The following is an 18837-nucleotide window of genomic DNA, read 5'->3' as shown; positions in this document are numbered from 1 at the left end:
ACGGCATCTTGTCGTGGTGCGGAAACAAAACTTTCGGCCAAGTGTTGCGATGCAACCAATTGCATTTGGACCGGTTTTAGGGACATTGCCGTGGCGGTGACGCCGCACTGCGTCCCCAACACGGAACCTTAGATGAATATCCAGACCAATCTCGCACAGATCGAAAAGACGAGCGCCAGCTTCCCGGCTGTCACCGACGTGCCGATACGCTCCAATTTCCTGCCGGAAGATCGGCTGCGCGCTTTGGGCGCAGCCCTTGCCAATGGCGACGCCAAGGACTTGTTCGGTCTGACGCCTTTCGATTTTCAGGCGCGCATCCGCGACAGCGCCAGGAAAATTCTCGATGTCTACCGTTCCACCAACGCTGCCCAGGCGAGGGGCGAAACGATCACGCCCGCGGCGCAGTGGCTGCTCGACAACAACTACCTGGTCGAGGAGACCATTTTTCAGGTCAAGCGCGACCTGCCGCGCCGCTTCTACCGCCAGTTGCCGACGCTGAAACTGTCGGATGGATCCAGCGTGCCGCGCGCACTGGCGGTCGCGTGGACCTATGTCGCGCATTCCGACAGTTCCGTCTCGTCGGCCATGTTCAAGGCGATCGTCGAAGGCTTCCAGTCCATCGAGCCGCTGAAGATTGGCGAATTATGGGCGCTGCCGTCGCTGCTGCGCTTCGTCCTAATCGAGAACCTTCGCCGGATCGCGGTCCGCGTCAATCGCACGCGGGAACTGCGCCAGATCGCCAACGAGGTCGCCGACCGTGTGCTGGCGACGGACGACAGCGCCGACCGGCAGGCGATACTTTCCCACTACAGCGCCCATGCGCAGGACACCACCTTCGCCACCCAGTTGCTCTACCGGCTGCGTGACGGCTCGCAAAATGCCGGCAGGGCGCTGGAATGGCTGGAGGGCGAGCTGGAAAGGACCGGCTCCGACGCCGAGGAGATCATCCTCAGCGAGCACCACACGCTGTCCAGCGGCAACGTGACCACCGGCAACATCATCCGCGGCCTGCGCCTGATCAACGACATCGACTGGACGGTGTGGTTCGAGGGCGTCAGCCGCATCGACACCTTGCTGCGCGAACGCACCGATTTCGCCGCGCTCGATTTCTTTTCGCGCGACCAATACCGGACTGCGATCGAGGAGCTGGCGCGCCGTTCCGATCTCTCCGAATTTCGCGTTGCCGAAAGGGCGATCGAGCTCGCCGGCCATGCTGCCGATGCACCGGGCTCCGAAAGCGGTCCGATCGCTCACACCGACGTCGGCTTCTTTCTGGTCGGCCCGCGCCGGCAGGAGCTCGAGCGGTCGATCGGCTACCGGCCGACCATCGGCAAGACGCTCAACCGGACCTTCCGCAAGACCGGATGGCTGGGCATCGTCGTGCCGGTGTTTGCGCTGACGGTCCTGCTTCTGGTCGTTTCCGGCAATGCGCTTGCCAATCTCGGCCTGTCGGTGCCGTCGATCGTCCTGATGCTGGCCCTGTTCGCGGTGCCGGCCAGCGAAGGCGCGCTTGCATTCTTCAACACCGTCGTCTCGCTGTTTTTGAAGCCGACGCGTCTCATCGGCTATGATTTCAGGCACGGTGTGCCGCCCGAGGCGCGCACGCTGGTGGTGGTGCCGTCGCTGATCGGCTCGCGCGACGATGTCGAGGAGAACATCCGCAACATCGAGGTGCATCACCTCGCCAACACGGCGGGCGAAGTCTATTTCGCGCTGCTTTCCGACTGGCCGGACTCGAAGACCGAGATCGATACGGCGGATGTCGAAATCCTCGAATTCGCCCGCGCCGAAATCGCCAGGCTGAACGCCCGCTATCCCTCGGAAGGGGCGCCGCGCTTTTATCTGCTGCATCGGCGCCGGCTCTACAACGCATCGCAAGGCGTCTGGATGGGCTGGGAGCGCAAGCGCGGCAAGCTGCACGAATTGAACCTTCTGCTGCGCGGGGACAGCGACACCACCTTCCTGCCGTTGGAAGTGCCATTGCCGGAGAGCGTCGTCCACGTGATGACGCTGGACGCCGACACCCGCACCACCCGCGACGCCGTCGCTGCGCTGGCCGGCAAGCTTTGCCACCCGCTCAACCGTCCGCATTTCGATGTCGCACGGCGCGAGGTTACGGCAGGTTATTCCATCCTGCAGCCGCGTATCACCGCGTCGCTGACCAGTGGCGACGAGGCATCGTTCTTTCAGCGTGTCTTTTCCGCCAATCGCGGGCTCGATCCGTACGTCTTTGCCGTGTCGGATCTCTACCAGGACATCTTCGGCGACGGTTCCTTCACCGGCAAGGGTCTCTACCATGTCGACGCCTTCGAGGCGGCGCTGAAGGGCCGCATCGAGGAAAACACCATCCTCAGCCATGATCTGCTCGAAGGCGCCCTGGCGCGCTCGGCCTTGGTCACCGACGTCGAACTGGTCGAGGACTATCCGACCCGCTATTCGGTCGACGCGTCGCGCCACCATCGCTGGGCACGCGGCGACTGGCAGCTTCTGGGCTTCATTCTTGGCCCGCGCTCAAACGTGCCGGCGCTGTCGCGCTGGAAGATGGTGGACAATCTGCGCCGCTCGGTGACGCCGATCTTCTGGGTGATGGCCGCGATCGCCGGCTGGACGCTGCTGCCCTTCACGCAGGCCGCCCAATGGCAGGCGCTGCTGATCCTCACGCTGTTCATGGCGCCCACTTTCGACATCGTCGACGCCATCCTGCCGAAGAGCGGCGACCAGACGCCGCGCGGCCATTTCTCGGCACTGGCGCGCGACGTTGCCTTCGGCACCGCCCTGGTGGCGCTGAAGATCGTGCTGATGGCGCACCTTGCCTGGATGATGGGCGACGCGATCATCCGCACGCTCTACCGCCTGTTCGTCAGCCGCCAGAACCTGCTCGAATGGCGCACCGCCTCGCAGGCACACAAGGGCGGCGACAACGATCTCGGCTCCTACTACAGCATCATGTACGGCGCCGTGATCATCGGCGTTGTCGGCCTCGCCGTCCCGGTGCTGGCCGATTCCACCGGCGCCTTCGTCGCCTTCTTCTTTGCCTTGTTCTGGATCGGCTCGCCCGCCATCGCCTGCTGGATCAGCCGTTCGGCCGAAACCGAGGACCGCCTGCGCATATCGGCCGCCGACATCCACGCGCTGCGCACCGTGGCGCGGCGTACATGGCACTATTTCGAGACCTTCGTGACGGCCGAGCATCACCATCTGCCGCCGGATAATTTCCAGGAAAGCCCGGCCCCCGTGGTGGCGCCCCGCACCTCGCCGACCAATATCGGCGTCTACCTGCTGTCGGTGATTTCGGCACGCGATTTCGGCTGGATCAGCCTCTCCGACGCCGTCAACCGCATCGACGCGACCATGTCGACCATCGAGAGCATGCCGCGCGATCGCGGCCATCTCTTCAACTGGTATGACACGACGACCCTGAAGCCGCTCTACCCGCTGTACATTTCGGCGGTCGACAGCGGCAATCTCGCCGGCCATCTGGTGGCCGTGGCCGCTGCCTGCGCCGAATGGGCCGAAGCGCCGTCGGTGCATGTGCAGGGCGACTTCGAAGGCATCCTCGACACCGTCACCATCCTCGACGAAAGCCTTGAGGAACTGCCCGACGACCGGCGTCAATTGCGGCCATTGCGCCAGCGGCTCGCCGACCGTCTCGACGGCATGCGGCGGGCGGTCGAATTGATCAAGGCGCAGCCGGAGATGGCGTCGATCCGTACCATCAACCTGGCCGTCCTGGCCGGCGAGATACGCAAGCTCGCGACAGCCATCCACACCGAGGCCGCGTCGACCCAGAGCGACACCATCGCCGATTGGGCGGCCAGGCTCGAAGCCACCTGCGAGGCGCATGTGCACGACGCGCACAGCGACGAAAACGCCGTCGCGGCATTGCGGGCCAAGCTTCTGACGTTGCGCGAGCGCACGCGCCGTTTCGCCTTCGAGATGGATTTCTCGTTCCTGATGCGGCCCGAACGCAAGCTCTTGTCGATCGGTTACCGGGTCGAGGAGCATCAGCTCGACGAAAGCTGCTACGATCTTTTGGCCTCCGAGGCGCGGCTGACCAGCCTGTTCGCCATCGCCAAGGGCGATTTGCCGACCGAGCACTGGTTTCGGCTCGGCCGGCCGATCGTCGAGATCGGCTTCCAGGGCGCACTGATGTCCTGGTCCGGCTCGATGTTCGAATATCTGATGCCGCCGTTAGTGATGAAGGAGCCGCAAGGCAGCATTCTCAACCAGACCAGCAAGCTCATCATCAAGCGCCAGATCCAGTATGGCCGTTCGAAGAACGTTCCCTGGGGGATTTCGGAAGCGGCCTACAACGCCCGCGACCGCGAGCTAACCTATCAGTACACCAATTTCGGCGTGCCCGGGCTCGGCCTGAAGCGCGGCCTTGGCCAAAACACGGTGATCGCGCCTTACGCGACCGTGCTGGCAGCGCAGTTCACGCCGCATGAATCCGTCCAGAACCTGGCCAAGCTCAGGCGGCTGGGCGCACTGGGCCGGCACGGTTTTTACGATGCGGTGGATTTCACGCCGCAACGCGTTCCCGAGGGCACCGACCACGCCGTCGTGCTCAACTACATGGCCCACCACTCCGGCATGTCGATTGCCGCAGTTGCCGATGCGATCTTCGAAGGGCGCCTGCGCGACCGCTTCCACAGCGATCCGGTGATCGAGTCGGCCGAATTGCTGCTGCAGGAAAGGGCGCCGCGCGACATCCCGACTGCGACCGTCAGGACCGAGGCCGACGAGCGCTCGAAGGACGAGACCGAGCTGGAAAGCCCGGATACCCGCATCGTGCTCGATCCGCTCAGGGCGCTCCGCTCGACCAGTGTCATGTCCAATGGCCGCTATTCGGTCATGGTGACCGCCACCGGCTCCGGGTACAGCCGCTGGGGCGAACTTGCGGTCACGCGCTGGCAGCCGGATCCGACCGAGGACCGCCTTGGTTCCTATATTTTCCTGCGCGACGCCAGCAACGGCGACTGGTGGTCGGCCACCGCCGAGCCGAAGCGCGCCGCCGGCGAGCGTGCGCAGACGCTGTTCTCCGACGACAAGGCGAGCTTCGTCAAATCGATTGGATCGCTGCGTTCGGAAGTCGAGTGCATCGTCATCTCGGAAGGCAATGGTGAGGGCCGACGGGTGACGCTCCACAATGATGGCCCCGCCGACCGGCATATCGAAGTAACCTCGTTTGCCGAACTGGTGCTGGGCTCCGAGCCCTCGGATAATGCCCATCCGGCTTTTTCGAAGATGTTCGTGGAAACCGAGATCGCGCCGAACAACGGCGCGATCTTCGCCACCAGGGGCAAGCGCGAAAAGGACGAACCCGACGTCACCATGGTGCATTTCGTCACCGACCCGTCTGGATCGGCGCGAGACGCCGAGGCGGAAACCGACAGGCGCGCCTTCATCGGCCGCGGCCGCACCATCACCGAAGCGGCTGCCTTTGATCCCGGCGCCACGCTTGGCGGCCATTCCGGCTTCACCCTGGATCCGATCGCATCGCTTCGCCGGCAGGTGCGCGTGCCGGCCAACAAGAAGATTTCGCTGACGTTCTGGACCGTCGTCGGTACCCATCGCGCCGAATTGGATGCCGCCATCGCACGGCTCGACCATCCCGAAAGCTTCGCCCGCCAGGCGATGCTCGCCTGGACGCGCTCGCAGGTGCAGACCCGGCACCTTGGCCTCAGCCTGTCCGACGCCGCCAATGTGCAGAAGCTGGCGCGCTATCTGATCTATCCCGATCCGTTCCTGCGCCTTCCGGGCGAATCCATCGTCTCCGGGCTCGGCAGGCAGTCCAGCCTGTGGCCGACCAGCATATCCGGCGATTTTCCGATTTTCCTGGTCAGGATCGCCGATGTCGCCGATCTGGAGATCGTCGCCCAGGCGCTTCGCTTCCAGGAATACATGCGCGCCCGCGGCATGATGATCGATTTTGTCGTCGTCAACGAGCAGGCGTCATCCTACGTGCAGGACCTGCAGCGCGCGGTGGAGACGCTGTGCGAAAACAGCCGGTTGCGCGGCAAGGAACTCGGACCCCGCCAGCACATCTTCGCAGTGCGCCGCGATCTGATGGAGGAAACGACCTACAGGACCTTGCTCGCCGTCGCTCGGGTGGTGCTGCATACGCGCAACGGCACCATCTTCGACCAGATCGAGCGCGCCGAGGCCGCAGCACTGCAGGCGCGGGACGCCGCCCTCCAGCCGGCAGACCTTGCAGCGCTTCGCGAGCCGTCCTTGCCGGTGCCGACGTCGCAAGCATCTGCGGCCCAGGCACTGATCGAGGGCCGCGTCGACGGCAGCGGGCTCGACCAATGGAACGGTTTCGGCGGCTTCGACGGCGACGGACGCCACTACGTCGTGCGTCTTGCCGGCCGGCGCACGACGCCGCAGCCGTGGATCAACGTCATCTCCAACCCATCGTTCGGGTTCCACATATCGGCTGAAGGCGCTGCCTTCACCTGGAGCCGCAACAGCCGCGACTATCAGTTGACGCCATGGTCGAACGATCCGGTCACCAACCGGCCGGGCGAGGGCATCTATATCTACGATCATGCCAGTGGCAGGGCGTTCTCGCCAATGGCTGCCGTGGTGCGTGATCCGACAATGACCTACGAAACCTGGCACGGGCAGGGTTTTTCGACGTTCCGCTCAAAACGCGGGCCGCTGTCGATGGACCTGACCCATGTTGTCGATCCCGTCGATCCGGTGAAGATATCGCGGCTGCGCATCCAGAATTCGGGTTCGGTGCCGATGCGGCTGCGCGTCTACGCCTATGCGGAATGGGTTCTTGGCGGCCATCGCTCGCGCACCGCTGCAAGCATCGTTCCGTCGAGGGATGCCGCAACCGGCGCATTGCTGGCGCAAAATCCCTATGGGCTCGATTTCGGCGAGCGGATCGCCTTTCTGGCCGCCGACGGTGCTGTGCATTCGGTCACCGCCGATCGCGGCGAGTTCATCGGCAGGCAAGGCACGAGCGAGTTTCCGCATGCCGTGCTGAGCGGCGCCGGCCTGTCCGGCCGTGTCGAGGCCGGCGACGATCCCTGCGCGGCCATCGCACGCGACATCGACATCGCTGCCGGCGGCGACGTCACGCTGCTCTGGCTGCTCGGCGACGCGGCCTCGCCCGAGGCGGCCAGCGCGCTGGTGCAGACCCATCGCTCAAGGGATTTCGATCAGCGGCTGGCCGACAACGAGCGCACATGGCGCGGTTTTCTCGACACAATCCAGGTCGAGACGCCGGACAAGGCACTCGACGCTATGATCAATCACTGGCTGCCCTATCAGAGCCTGGCCTGCCGCATCCGTGCCCGCTCTGCGTTCTATCAGGCGAGCGGTGCCTTCGGCTTCCGCGATCAGTTGCAGGATACCTTGGCTTTGCTGGCGCATGACCCCAAGCTGGCGCGTGATCAGATCCTCAATGCGGCGCGGCGGCAATTCCCCGAAGGCGACGTACAGCATTGGTGGCTGCCGCGTACCGAGGCCGGCGTCCGCACCATGATCTCGGACGACGTGGTCTGGCTGGCCCACGCCACGGCCCGTTACCTGCTGGTGACCGGCGACACCGCGATCCTGAAGGAGCAACTGCCCTTCATCGAAGGGCAGGCGCTGGGCGAAGGCGAGCACGATGCTTTCTTCATCCCGGAAATCTCGAAGAAGACGGCCTCGCTCTATGACCATTGCGCGCGGGCGCTCGATCTTGCCGTCAAGCGCAGCAGCCCAGCCGGGCTGCCGCTGATCCTCGGCGGCGACTGGAACGACGGCATGAACCGCGTCGGCGAGCACGGCAAGGGCGAGAGCGTGTGGCTGGGCTGGTTCCTGCTGAAGACGCTGGGCGACTTTGCCGCCGTCGCCAAGGCGGAGCGCGATGCCAAGCGCGTGCAGGCCTGGACGAAGCACGCCGAGGTGCTGAAACGGGCGCTGGAAAGCACCGCCTGGGATGGCGAGTGGTATCGGCGCGGCAGCTTCGACGACGGCACGCCGCTCGGCTCGCGCAAGTCGGACGAGTGCAAGATCGACTCGATCGCCCAGTCCTGGAGCGTGCTTTCGGGCGAGGGCGACCCGGCGCGGTCGACCACGGCAATGGCGCAGGCGATGAAAGCGCTCGTCGACGACGACCTCAAGATCGCCAAACTGTTCACCCCGCCCTTCTCGAAGACGGAAAAGGACCCGGGCTACATCAAGAGCTATCCGCCGGGGGTCCGTGAAAACGGCGGCCAATACACGCACGCGGCAACATGGTTCGTCATTGCGCTAGCCGAGATGGGTCGCACCGACGATGCCTACCGTTGCCTTTCAATGCTCAATCCGGTCAACCATGCGCTCGACGAAGCCGCGGCAGAGCGCTACCGGGTGGAACCTTATGTCGTCGCGGCCGACGTTTATTCCGGGCAAGACAAGGGCGGCCGCGGCGGCTGGACCTGGTATACCGGGTCGGCGGGCTGGCTTTATCGCGCCGCGGTCGAGAGCATTCTCGGCATAGAGCGCCGCGGACAGCGCCTCCAGTTCACGCCGAGACTTCCTAGCCATTGGGACGGCTATTCGGCAACTCTGAAGATGCTGGGCGCCGAGATCAAGGTACGCGTCGTCCGCGACAAAAAGGCCCGGGCCATCTCACTTGAAGTGAATGGCACGAAGACCAAATCTTCGTCCTTCGAGCCAAAAGCCGGAGATAGTGCCGAGGTGGTCGTCAGAATACCGGCCTAGATTCAAGGGCTTGGAGCGTCGCTTAGCGTTCCCAGGGCACGCACGGGCGCTCCAAGTGCCTCTACCGGTTATATTTGCGTTTGACCTTGCTGAATGCCTGCACACGACTTTAGACGTCGTGCCCAGGGTCTTGCTGATTAAAATTGTGGCAGTGCTTTCCAGCTGCCATGATTTTGCCGCAACGCTGACATTTCACCTTTTATCTCAAACTGTTAGACGATCACGGCAAATTTCGAAGCGTCGTCATCTTTTGTTCGCGGAATGGGAACGGAAGAGCTAGACGAGCATTGTTTTGCGACGCGTCAACCGATACGAGTCAAAAAATGACGCACTGCACCATAAATAATTGGCGGAGTAGCTGAAGTGTCACTTCTGCAAATCTACTGGCGAGCCCTTGGTTATCTCGCTGCCGACAGGAAACGCGTTGCGTTTATCTGCGGGGCGAATGTCGCGCTTGCCATTATCGCCATTCTCGAGCCGATCATGTTCGGCCGGGTGATCGATGCCATTTCGGACCGCGGCTCGGTGTTCTCGACGCTCGCAATGTGGGCCGGCATCGGCGCTTTCAATATCGTCGCCTTCGTTCTGGTGGCGCGCGGCGCTGATCGCTTTGCCCACCAGCGGCGCAGCGAGGTTCTTTGCCAGTCGTTCGAGCGCGTCATCACCATGCCGCTTGCCTGGCATCATCAGCGCGGCACCTCCAATTCCCTGCACACGCTTCTGCGGGCGGTCGAGACCCTGTTCAGCCTCTGGCTCGAATTCATGCGGCAGCACCTGTCGACAGCGGTCGCGTTGGTTCTGCTGGTGCCCACGGCGCTCAGCATGGATATCCGCATGTCGATGGTGCTGCTGGCGCTTGGCGCGCTCTATGTCGGCATCGGACGGCTGGTGATGCGGCGCACCAAGGAAGGCCAGGCGGCCGTGGAGCGTCACTACCACAAGGTGTTTGCGCATGTGACCGACTCGGTCAGCAACGTCGCCGTCCTCCAGAGCTACAACCGCATCGGCCACGAGACCGAGGCGCTGAAGCGCTACGTCAAGAATCTGCTCGATGTGCAGAACCCCGTGCTCGACTGGTGGGCAATGGCCAACGCGCTGCATCGCCTGTCGTCGACGATTTCGATGATGGTGGTGCTTCTGATTGGCGCCTACCTGGTGACGCACGGCCAGTTGCGCATCGGCGACGTCATAGCCTTTACCGGCTTTGCCACGCTGCTGATTGCCCGGCTCGACCAGATGTCGGCCTTCGCCAACCAGATTTCCGAGGCACGCGCCAAGCTCGAGGAATTCTATCATCTCGAGGACTCCGCTTCCGATGCCGCCGAGCCCGACGGGCTGCGCGACCTCGTCAACGTCACGGGTCACGTGCGTTTCGAGAACGTCTGCTTCGAGTTCGGCAATTCCGGGCAGGGCGTCGACGACGCGTCGTTCGAGGTCCAGGCCGGCCAGACCGTCGCCATCGTCGGCCCCACGGGCGCCGGCAAGACGACGCTCATCAACCTTCTGCAGCGCGTCTTCACCCCGTCCAGCGGCCGTATCCTGATCGACGGCATCGACACCCGCACGGTGACCCGCAAGTCGCTGCGCCATTCGATCGCCACCGTCTTCCAGGACGCTGGCCTGCTCAACCGCTCGATCGAGGACAACATCCGCGTCGGCCGCGCGGAGGCGACCTATGACGAGGTCCATGCCGCGGCCAATGCCGCCGCCGCGCAGGATTTCATCCTGTCAAAGTGCGAGGGCTACGACACGGTCGTCGGCGAACGCGGCGGACAGCTGTCCGGTGGCGAGCGCCAGCGCATCGCGATCGCCCGCGCCGTGCTGAAGGACGCGCCCATCCTGGTTCTCGACGAGGCGACCAGCGCGCTCGACGTCGAGACGGAAGACCGCGTCAAGGACGCCATCGACGAATTGCGGCGCGGCCGCACCACCTTCATCATCGCCCACCGCCTGACCACCGTTCGCGACGCCGATCTGGTCGTGTTCATGGACAAGGGCCGGGTGGTCGAGATGGGCGGGTTCACCGAACTGTCGCTGCGCAACGGTCGCTTCGCCAGCCTGCTGCGCGCCGGCGGCCTGCTCAACGACGAGGAGGTCCGCCGCCTCAGCCGTCCGGTGAACGAAGCCGCCTGAGCAGCGCGGCTTGCCTTCTCCCCTTGCGGGAGAAGGTGGCCTCGCGAAGCGAGGTCGGATGAGGGGTGCTCCGGCTTGGTGCAAATCTTCATCCAAAATCCAGACTTCGGCGCACGCCGATCATTGGCGCCTCACTCCGTCCAGCCGGCTCGACGCTACGCGCCGATCCACCTTCTCCCGCAAGGGGAGAAGGGAAGACGTACCGCCGCCGCGGTTGCCGCAACTCCGCCGGCGGTCTATGTAAGGCGGCATGAGCGACACGACTTCACGCCTCTCCGGCTGGATGGACCTTGCCAACCCGACGCGGTTCGTCGGGCTGGCCGACAAGGTCGTGCCGTGGCTGGCGAGCGTGGCCGCCATCGTCCTCGGCGTGGGTCTCTATATGAGCTTCACGGCGCCTGAGGACTTCCAGCAGGGCATCACCGTTCGCATCATGTATATCCACGTGCCTTTCGCCTGGCTTGCCATGATGTGCTACACGCTGATGGCGGTCTCGGCACTGGGCACGCTGGTCTGGCGCCATCCGCTGGCTGACGTGGCGCTAAAATCGGCGGCACCCATCGGCGCCGTCTTCACCGCCCTTGCACTGATCACCGGTTCGATCTGGGGCAAGCCGATGTGGGGCACCTGGTGGGTGTGGGACGCGCGGCTGACCTCGGTCTTCATACTGTTCCTGATGTATCTCGGCATCATCGCGCTGACCCGCGCGCTCGACGATGCCGGGCGCGCCGCCTGGGCCGCCGCCATCATCACCCTGGTCGGCTTCATCAACATTCCGATCATCAAATTTTCGGTCGACTGGTGGAACACGCTGCATCAGCCGGCGTCGGTGTTCCGGCTTGGCGGGCCGACCATCGATCCAAGCCTGTTGTGGCCGTTGCTGGTGATGGCACTCGGCTTCACAGTGCTGTTCTTCGCGCTGCATCTGATGGCGATGCGCACCGAGATCCGGCGCCGCCGCGTCATTTCGATGCGCCGGGTTGCCGCGAGGCAGGCTAGCTGATCTTCGTCGAGTTCCTTCGCGCCCCCCTCTGGCCTGCCGGCCATCTCCCCCTCCAGGGGGGAGATTGAATGTCACCTATCGTTTCGCCAATCGCGAATGTTGAAAGAGAGGCGCTACCGGCGAAGCTACCGATCTCCCCCCTTGAGGGGGAGATGGCCGGCAGGCCAGAGGGGGGCGCTGTCCGGGCGCTGTCCCTCCAGCGTTTGAAGGATTTTGTACCTGAAGCGCACGCGCTCCAGCTGGACTCACCCCATCCGTCCTCGCGCCTTGACCGGGAGCGTCTCGATCACCTTGTCGCCTTCGATCAGATGCACCTCGTCGAACAGGTTGGTGACGACGCAGCAATGGTCGGGCACGACGCGCACGCGCTCGCCGATGCGAAGCTCGGCGCCGCCTGACAGCGTGACGTTGCCGTGCTCTTCGCTGAGGCTGGTCACCCTTGCGCCTGAAATGCCCAGCAGCTCGCCGAAATCGGCGAGCCCCAGCGTATCGCTGGACAGGGCCTTGCTGCCGGCGTCGAGGATGGCGCGTATCGGCGTTGGGTGGCTGACCACCGTCGACAGCACCGTCAGTGCGCAATCGTCGAGGCTGCCGACGCCTTTGGCGACCTGGTAGCGGTCGAGATAGATGTAGGTGCCGGGCCGGTATTCGGTAACGACGCTATGCTCGCCGGAACGCCACATATCGGGTGTGCCGCCGCTGGAGATGCGCTCGCAAGCAAGGCCGGCTGCGGCAAGTGCTTGCTGCGCATCGGCGAGCCACGCCTCGGTCTCGGCGGCGCGGCCAGCCCCCGGGTAGGTCATCAAGCCGCCGAAGACGAGCCCCCGGACCTTGTCGATCTCGCTCGCCAGCGCGACTGCCTCGCCGGCCGACTGCACACCGCAGCGGCCCATGCCGGTGTCGCATTCGACCAGCACCGGCAGGCGGTGGCCGGGATCGGTAAAGGTGGCGGCAAGTCCCATCAGCGTGTCCATGCTGTCCGTTGTCACCGACAGGGTTACGCGGCCGTGCAGCGCCTTGAGGCGCTCCAGCTTGGCCCGCCCGAGGATATTGTAGGGCAGAAAGATGTCGGTCAGTCCGGCGTCGGCCATGACCTCGGCCTCGCCGATCTTCTGGCAGGTGATGCCGACGGCGCCGGCCGCGATCTGCTTCTTTGCCCAGTAGGGCAGTTTGTGGGTCTTGATGTGCGGCCTGAGCTTCAGCCCGTGCCGGTCGGCATGGGCCTGCGCCCGCGCGATATTGGCTTCGGCGCGGCCGGCATCGATCAGGATCGCCGGCGTATCGAGGTCGTCTATGCTGCGCATGGTCTCACCATCCGAAAATTGGTTGACCTTATGGCCCTGATCGGACCGCATGTCATGGGGCCAGCGACAGCAGTTTGCATCGACACCGGATGGACGTTCGGCTATGCGGTTAGCGCTTGGAACGCGACGGGAAGGAACCACGATCATGAAACGCTCCGCCATCAACGATATCATCCGCGACGCCGACGCCTTCATCCGCTCGTTCGGCTACATCATGCCGCCCTTCGCCTACTGGTCGCCGGAAGAGATGAAGGCGCGCCGGCAGGATTCGTCGGCAATCTTCTCGTCGCGGCTTGGCTGGGACATCACCGACTACGGCCAGGAGAAATTCGACGAGCTCGGCCTGTTCCTGTTCACCGTCCGCAACGGCCGCTACGAGGACATGAAGAAGGGCATGGGCATGCTCTATGCCGAAAAGATCATGATCTCGCGCAAGGACCAGTTGTCGCCGATGCATCGCCACAACATCAAGGCCGAGGACATCATCAACCGCGGCGGCGGCAAACTGGTGCTGGAGCTGTTCATGCATGATCGCGATGGCGGCATCGATCCGAAGGCCGAAGTATCGGTGCCTGTCGACGGAACCATCCACAGACTACCTGCGGGTGGGCTCCTGAAGCTCGACCCAGGCCAGAGCGTCACTTTGCTGCCGGGTGTCTGGCATGCCTTCTGGGCCGAGGGCAAGGACGTGCTGATCGGCGAGGTTTCGACCGTCAACGACGATCTCACCGACAATGTCTTTCGCGAACCAATCGGCCGCTTCGCGGACATCGACGAGGACACAGCACCGCTGCATCTGCTGGTGTCCGACTACGAGAAGTGGGTGGGATAGGGAAGGAGGTGGCGCTGGTTGGAAATGCCGGAACCGATAGCTAGGAGTCCCAATTCAGCTGCTGCAAAAATGTCCGAATACCGATTGTGCTGTCACTGAATTCGCTCGTGCTGTGCAGTGAAAAAACGATATCCACCGTGGGCGGCGCTTCTATTCTCGCTATTATTAGGCGCACTCCGTCATCTAGGATCTCAATGCCCGTTTCTCGTTTCCAATTTCCTCCCACTTGCTGAAGTCGGGGGGAGGAATCGTCGAATTGCTCTCGCATCGATTCGTCGTTTGGAAAGGGAGTGTCGGTGAGGCTGCTGAATTCTTCCCAGGACCCAGAGACCGCCGCCTGAATTGCGCGATCTATCCTGGATTCCTCAGTCGCGCTAATTTTGACCTGCATCCCGTCCCCCCTCCGGTCTACCGCGCATGCTTGTCGGCCCTGCGGTTGCCCAGCAGCAGCTTGCGTTCGAGATGCGCCCGTAGCTCGCCGTAGTAAGCCGTCAGGAACGCGCGTGCGTCATGGGCTTGGGGTGCCGCGCCGATCTTGCGTCCGATCGTTTCTGCCACCGTCCGCAGGGCGAAATAGTCATCGCGGCGCAGCACCTCCTCCAGCTTGTGGAGTTCGGCAATCCCGTAGGCATCGAGCTGGGCGTGGCTGAACCGGAAGGCGCCGGCCGCCGGATCCTGCCGTGCCGACAGGTCTTCAAGCAAGGCGCGCTTCGGCGCCTCGACCACCCAGGTCCCCGCCAACAGGTCGCCGATCCGCATGCGGTCTCGATTGAACAGCGGGAACAAGGCAAACAGTAGCGTCCACACCAGTCCGAACACCGTCGTCAGCGTATCGGCGAGGTCGGTCCCGCTGCGTCCAACGATGATCGACAGCGGCAGGAACACCTCGATCTCGCGCATCAGGTTGCGGGCGATGACCTGGTCGATCGACAGGCCGTCTCCGCTGCGCGACGCGACCCGGATGCCGACGATCCGCTTGCCGGGCGTAGCCGCGCGCCGGCCCGCTTCGAAAACGATGAAGTAGGTGTTGCGCAGAAAGAAGATCAGGATGATCCAGACTACGAAGAGCGGCTGAAATCCCTCGCTGCCAAGGCCTCCCACCCCGAATAGCGCGACGATCGTGATCACGATTGCAGCCACGGCGATGAACACGATGTCGAGCAGGAAGGCGGAGGCCCGCGTGCCGGCGTCGGCCAACTTTATCCGGAGATCGACGCCTTCGGGCGTGATCAGCGGCCGTATAGCCGCGAAGGCGGCGCGTTTAACGATCGCCATGCCGCACCGCCCGGAACAGGTAGAAATAACCGATCCACAGCACCAGCATGCCACCGCCAATGCCGTAGCGCGTGACGTCGCTGGTGATGGTCTGCCTGCCAATGCCCTCGAGCAGCCCGGCAAACAGCAGCATGACCGAGACCCCGACCATAGCGTTCGCGGCAATGCGTCCGGCACGAGCCGCTGCCGCCATGCGTGTCAATTCGCCGGGAAAGGCGATGCTGGTGCCGATGCGCATGCCGGCCGCGCCGGCCAAAGCGATCGCGAACAATTCGGTGGTGCCGTGGATGGCCAGCCAGCCGCCGAGCTCCATGCCAAGCCCCTTGGACCAGTAGACTTGGAACAACGCCCCGATCATGCAGCCGTTGAACAGCATCAGCAGCACCGTCGGCACTGCGAAGGCGAAGCCAAGGGCGAAGGCCAGGATTGCGACCTGGACGTTGTGCGTGAACAGATAGGCGGCAAAGCCTGAGAGAAAGCCATTGTCGCCATCATAAAGCATGCCTCGCAGCAGTTCGGCCGAGGTGTCGGGTCCGCGGCCTCCTGCCAGGCCGGGCGGGATGATCGCGTCGAACCAGCTCTTGTCGGATGCCACCAGCCAGGCGCCTGCACCAATGCCGATCACCATCAGCGCGACCGACGCCAATGTCTCGCGCCACAGGTCGCGAATGGCTTCGGGCCAGTCATGCAGGAAGAAATCGGCGAGGCGCTGCCGCAGCCCGCGGCGTGCGCCGTAGAGATAGAAATAACCGCGCAGCGACAGCGCTTCGAGATAGCCGACCAGCGCATTATCGAGCGATGTCGCGCGCGCCACCGACAGGGAAGACAGCGCCGATCGATAGAGCAGCGGCAGCGACAGCAGCTCCTCTTCGGAAAGCGTCCGCGGCGCACGCTTCTCGACACGCGCCAGCAGCGCCTCGAATGCCTTCCAGTCGGCCTCGCGCTCGCGGCGGAAGCTGGCCAGCGACTGGCGTACCGCGTCGCCGCGCACCGCATTGCCGCGTACCGGCGCCGTCACAGCAAATCCTCCTGCTTGAACTGCAGATAGCGCTCGACCAGCGCCGGACCGAGCCGGTTGTGGTCGGCTTCGATCACATGCGCCCCGAGCAGGCGCAGCCGGCCGATGACGACCTGCCTTTCGCGCAAGAGCCCTCCGGCAACGACCGCGCGGGCAACATCCTCGCCGGAGCGTGGCGGCAGGTCGGCCAGGCCCTCCAGTTCGGTGTCCTTCATCATCATGAACAGCACGAGATGCCGTTCGGTGAGCCGGCCCACGGTGCGCAGCATCAATTCCGCACTGATCGGATCGACGAAATCGGTGAAGATGATGACCAGCGAGCGGCGGTCGAGCCGCGCCGCCAGCGTCGTCAATGCCAGTGTGAAATTGGTCTCCTCGCTGGAGTAGTCGATCTCGGCGGCCCGTTTCTGGATCATCGCAAAGCTGGCGGGGCCGCGCACCGCGCCGCTCGAAACGCGCGGCCTTGCATCGAAGCCGAACAGGCTGACCATGTCACCGCCCTTCAGCGCGATGAATGCCGACAGCAGGGCGGCCGTCACCGCCCGGTCCACCTTCGGCACACCGTCGACCGGCTCGCACATCAGGCGTCCGCTATCGATGGCCAGCACGATGTTGTTGTTCTCCTCGATGCGGAACTCGCGCGCCAACAGCTTGCCGTGGCGGGCGCTGCGCTTCCAGTCGATCATCCGCCGGCCCATGCCCGGCTGGTAATCCTTGAGCGCGTCGAACTCGCGGCCTTGACCGGCGCGGCGCTGCGCATGGCCTTCGGCAAGCGCCGCATGTTGCAGCAGCGTGATCGCCTCGCCGCGAGCGCTGCTGACGTCGGGCAGCACCGCAACCTTGCTTTCCACCGGCAGGACGACCTGGTTCCAGACCAGCCCGAATGGCCCGCGCCAGCGCACCCAGAGACGGTCGAAGCTGGCGACGCCGCGCCGCAGCGCCTGGAAGCGGAGGAAGAGCGACCCGCCTCCGGCGGTTGGCAGCAAGGCGCCGCCGCTGCTGTCCACCGGCGCCAGACGCCCATCGTGGCCGACGCGAGCCTCCGCGGCGCGCGGCCCCGAGTGACGGGCGGTGATTTGCACGCCGAATTCCCCACCAACACCGACCTGCTGCGGCGCATCGATGCTGGCACTCAGCGATGCCCGTCCGCGTCCGGCCGCGGCATCCACCGCCAGGAAGGCAAGCAGCAGGCAACTCCACAGCAATCCCAGATACCAGAACGACGGCAATGCCAGCGCGACCAGGAAGGCCGGGACCGCGCCGGCCGCAGCTGCCCATACCGCTCGGCCGCTGGGATAGATCAACGTGGTGCTTCCGTCTGGTCGACCAGGTCGGAGACGATCTGCTCGACCAGCCGGCCATCGATCTGTGCCGCAGGCGAAAGGATGACGCGATGACGCAGCGCCGGCACCGCCAGCGCCTTGACGTCGTCGGGGATCACATAGGCGCGTCCGTCCAGCGCCGCCCGGGCACGCGCCGCCCGCGCCAGCATGGCGCCGGCGCGCGGACTGGCGCCGACTTCCAGATCGGCATTTTCACGCGTAGCCCGTACCAGCGCCGCTATATAGCCGACGACATCGTCGACAAGGGTGACGGAGCCGACCGTAGCGAGTGCCTCCTGCAGCGTCTCGCGGTCCGTCTGCGCCTCGATGCCATATTGCGCGATGTCGTGCGAGGCGGAGCCGCCGCCGTGATGGACGATGATGGCTCGTTCTTCCTCCGGGCCGGGATAGCTGACGCGGTGCTTGAACAGGAAGCGGTCGAGCTGCGCCTCCGGCAGCGGATAGACGCCCTGGTGCTCGATCGGATTCTGGGTCGCGACGACCATGAAATTGCGGCCGAGCGAATGCGTGGTGCCGTCGAAGGTGACCGCATGTTCCTGCATCGCCTCGAGCAGTGCGGCCTGCGTCTTGGGCGGCGTGCGGTTGATTTCGTCGGCAAGCAGGAGATCGCAGAAGATCGGGCCGCGCGTCAGCGTGAACTGCCCGGTCTGGAAGTTGTAGATGTTCGACCCGACGATATCGCCGGGCATCAGGTCCGGCGTGAACTGGATCCGCCCGTAGGCGATCCCAAGCGCCTGGGCGAAGCAGCGCGCCGTCATTGTCTTGGCCGTGCCCGGAGGACCTTCCAGCAGGATATGCCCGCCCGCAAACAAGGCGGTCAGCATCAGGTCGACCGTATCGTGCTGCCCGGTGATCGCCTTGGCCACTTCTTCCCTGATCCGTGTCGCCAGGGCCTTCACATCATCGACGTTCACCGAGCCTCCTTGCCGTCCAGTCATGCAGCCGTTCTGCTGCCTGTTGCATCTGCGTCAGATTCTTCGCCTCGCCGGCCGCTTGCGAGCGCGTCGTGAAGCCGCCAGCTTGCTCCTTATCGCGAGAGTCGAGCCAGTGGTCGAGCGCTTTGCCTTGCAACCCTTGCGGTGCCCCGAGCAGCGCGCCGGCGCGCACCCGCATCAAGGCCGCATAGCGGCCTCCCAGCTCGTCCAGCCGGCCGGCACGCCGCATGAGCATCGCCGTCGTATCGACCAGCGCACGCTTGCCTAAGGCGATCGCGCGCTGGTCGATAC

Annotated in this window: 10 protein-coding genes and 1 pseudogene; 4 read left to right on the top strand and 7 right to left on the bottom strand. The window is 64.4% G+C overall.

The features are described from left to right. The first annotated feature begins 132 nt into the window (after positions 1 to 132). The 3 genes from NKI52_RS18930 (at position 133) to NKI52_RS18920 (ending at position 11839) form a co-directional block, all read left to right on the top strand. The gene (locus NKI52_RS18930) at positions 133 to 8703 is read left to right on the top strand and encodes a glycoside hydrolase family 94 protein (protein ID WP_352699047.1); all 8571 of its coding nucleotides are present in this window, start codon (positions 133 to 135) and stop codon (positions 8701 to 8703) included. A gap of 363 nt (positions 8704 to 9066) precedes the next feature. Beyond that, complete coding sequence (locus tag NKI52_RS18925; protein WP_023674425.1) at positions 9067 to 10836, top strand: glucan ABC transporter ATP-binding protein/ permease; 1770 nt, start codon at positions 9067 to 9069, stop codon at positions 10834 to 10836. 250 nt (positions 10837 to 11086) lie between these two features. Next, positions 11087 to 11839, top strand: a complete 753-nt coding sequence (locus NKI52_RS18920; RefSeq protein ID WP_352699045.1) for a heme ABC transporter permease — start codon at positions 11087 to 11089, stop codon at positions 11837 to 11839. A 245-nt stretch (positions 11840 to 12084) separates the two neighbouring features. On the opposite strand, the gene NKI52_RS18915 is transcribed toward NKI52_RS18920, so the two are convergent. Further along, positions 12085 to 13143 (bottom strand): D-TA family PLP-dependent enzyme, encoded by a 1059-nt coding sequence (locus tag NKI52_RS18915; protein ID WP_352699043.1) that lies wholly within the window; start codon positions 13141 to 13143, stop codon positions 12085 to 12087. A 145-nt stretch (positions 13144 to 13288) separates the two neighbouring features. On the opposite strand from NKI52_RS18915, the gene NKI52_RS18910 reads away from it, so the two are divergent. After that, positions 13289 to 13975 (top strand): D-lyxose/D-mannose family sugar isomerase, encoded by a 687-nt coding sequence (locus NKI52_RS18910; RefSeq protein WP_023674428.1) that lies wholly within the window; start codon positions 13289 to 13291, stop codon positions 13973 to 13975. A 40-nt stretch (positions 13976 to 14015) separates the two neighbouring features. Here the strand turns inward: NKI52_RS18910 and NKI52_RS18905 are convergent, their stop codons facing one another. The 6 genes and pseudogenes from NKI52_RS18905 to NKI52_RS18880 form a co-directional block, all read right to left on the bottom strand. Further along, a complete protein-coding gene (locus NKI52_RS18905) occupies positions 14016 to 14366 on the bottom strand; it encodes a hypothetical protein (protein ID WP_352699041.1) in 351 nt (116 codons plus the stop codon). A 17-nt stretch (positions 14367 to 14383) separates the two neighbouring features. Next, the gene (locus tag NKI52_RS18900; RefSeq protein ID WP_352699039.1) at positions 14384 to 15172 is read right to left on the bottom strand and encodes an RDD family protein; all 789 of its coding nucleotides are present in this window, start codon (positions 15170 to 15172) and stop codon (positions 14384 to 14386) included. A gap of 64 nt (positions 15173 to 15236) precedes the next feature. Then, entirely contained in the window at positions 15237 to 16268 is a 1032-nt protein-coding gene (locus tag NKI52_RS18895; protein WP_352699037.1) for a stage II sporulation protein M, read from the bottom strand. Continuing rightward, on the bottom strand, positions 16265 to 17572 hold the full coding sequence (locus NKI52_RS18890) for a DUF58 domain-containing protein (RefSeq protein ID WP_352621001.1): 1308 nt from the start codon (positions 17570 to 17572) through the stop codon (positions 16265 to 16267). Before NKI52_RS18890 ends, NKI52_RS18895 begins: the two co-directional genes overlap by 4 nt. Then, on the bottom strand, positions 17569 to 18525 hold the full coding sequence (locus NKI52_RS18885) for an AAA family ATPase (RefSeq protein WP_292661489.1): 957 nt from the start codon (positions 18523 to 18525) through the stop codon (positions 17569 to 17571). The genes NKI52_RS18890 and NKI52_RS18885 overlap by 4 nt, the downstream gene beginning before the upstream one ends. Then, positions 18512 to 18837, bottom strand: a pseudogene (locus tag NKI52_RS18880) (DUF4350 domain-containing protein); the annotation flags it as partial. The gene NKI52_RS18885 and the pseudogene NKI52_RS18880, both read right to left, overlap by 14 nt.

Source organism: Mesorhizobium sp. M0590 (assembly GCF_040320905.1).
Lineage (GTDB): Bacteria > Pseudomonadota > Alphaproteobacteria > Rhizobiales > Rhizobiaceae > Mesorhizobium.
This window is presented reverse-complemented; position numbering and strand designations above follow the sequence as displayed.

Bases quoted from the DNA above. Each gene is read 5' to 3' on its own strand.
- NKI52_RS18920 (WP_352699045.1), top strand. From the start codon at position 11,087: ATGAGCGACACGACTTCACGCCTCTCCGGCTGGATGGACCTTGCCAAC.
- NKI52_RS18915 (WP_352699043.1), bottom strand. From the start codon at position 13,143: ATGCGCAGCATAGACGACCTCGATACGCCGGCGATCCTGATCGATGCC.
- NKI52_RS18930 (WP_352699047.1), top strand. From the start codon at position 133: ATGAATATCCAGACCAATCTCGCACAGATCGAAAAGACGAGCGCCAGC.
- NKI52_RS18910 (WP_023674428.1), top strand. From the start codon at position 13,289: ATGAAACGCTCCGCCATCAACGATATCATCCGCGACGCCGACGCCTTC.
- NKI52_RS18905 (WP_352699041.1), bottom strand. From the start codon at position 14,366: ATGCAGGTCAAAATTAGCGCGACTGAGGAATCCAGGATAGATCGCGCA.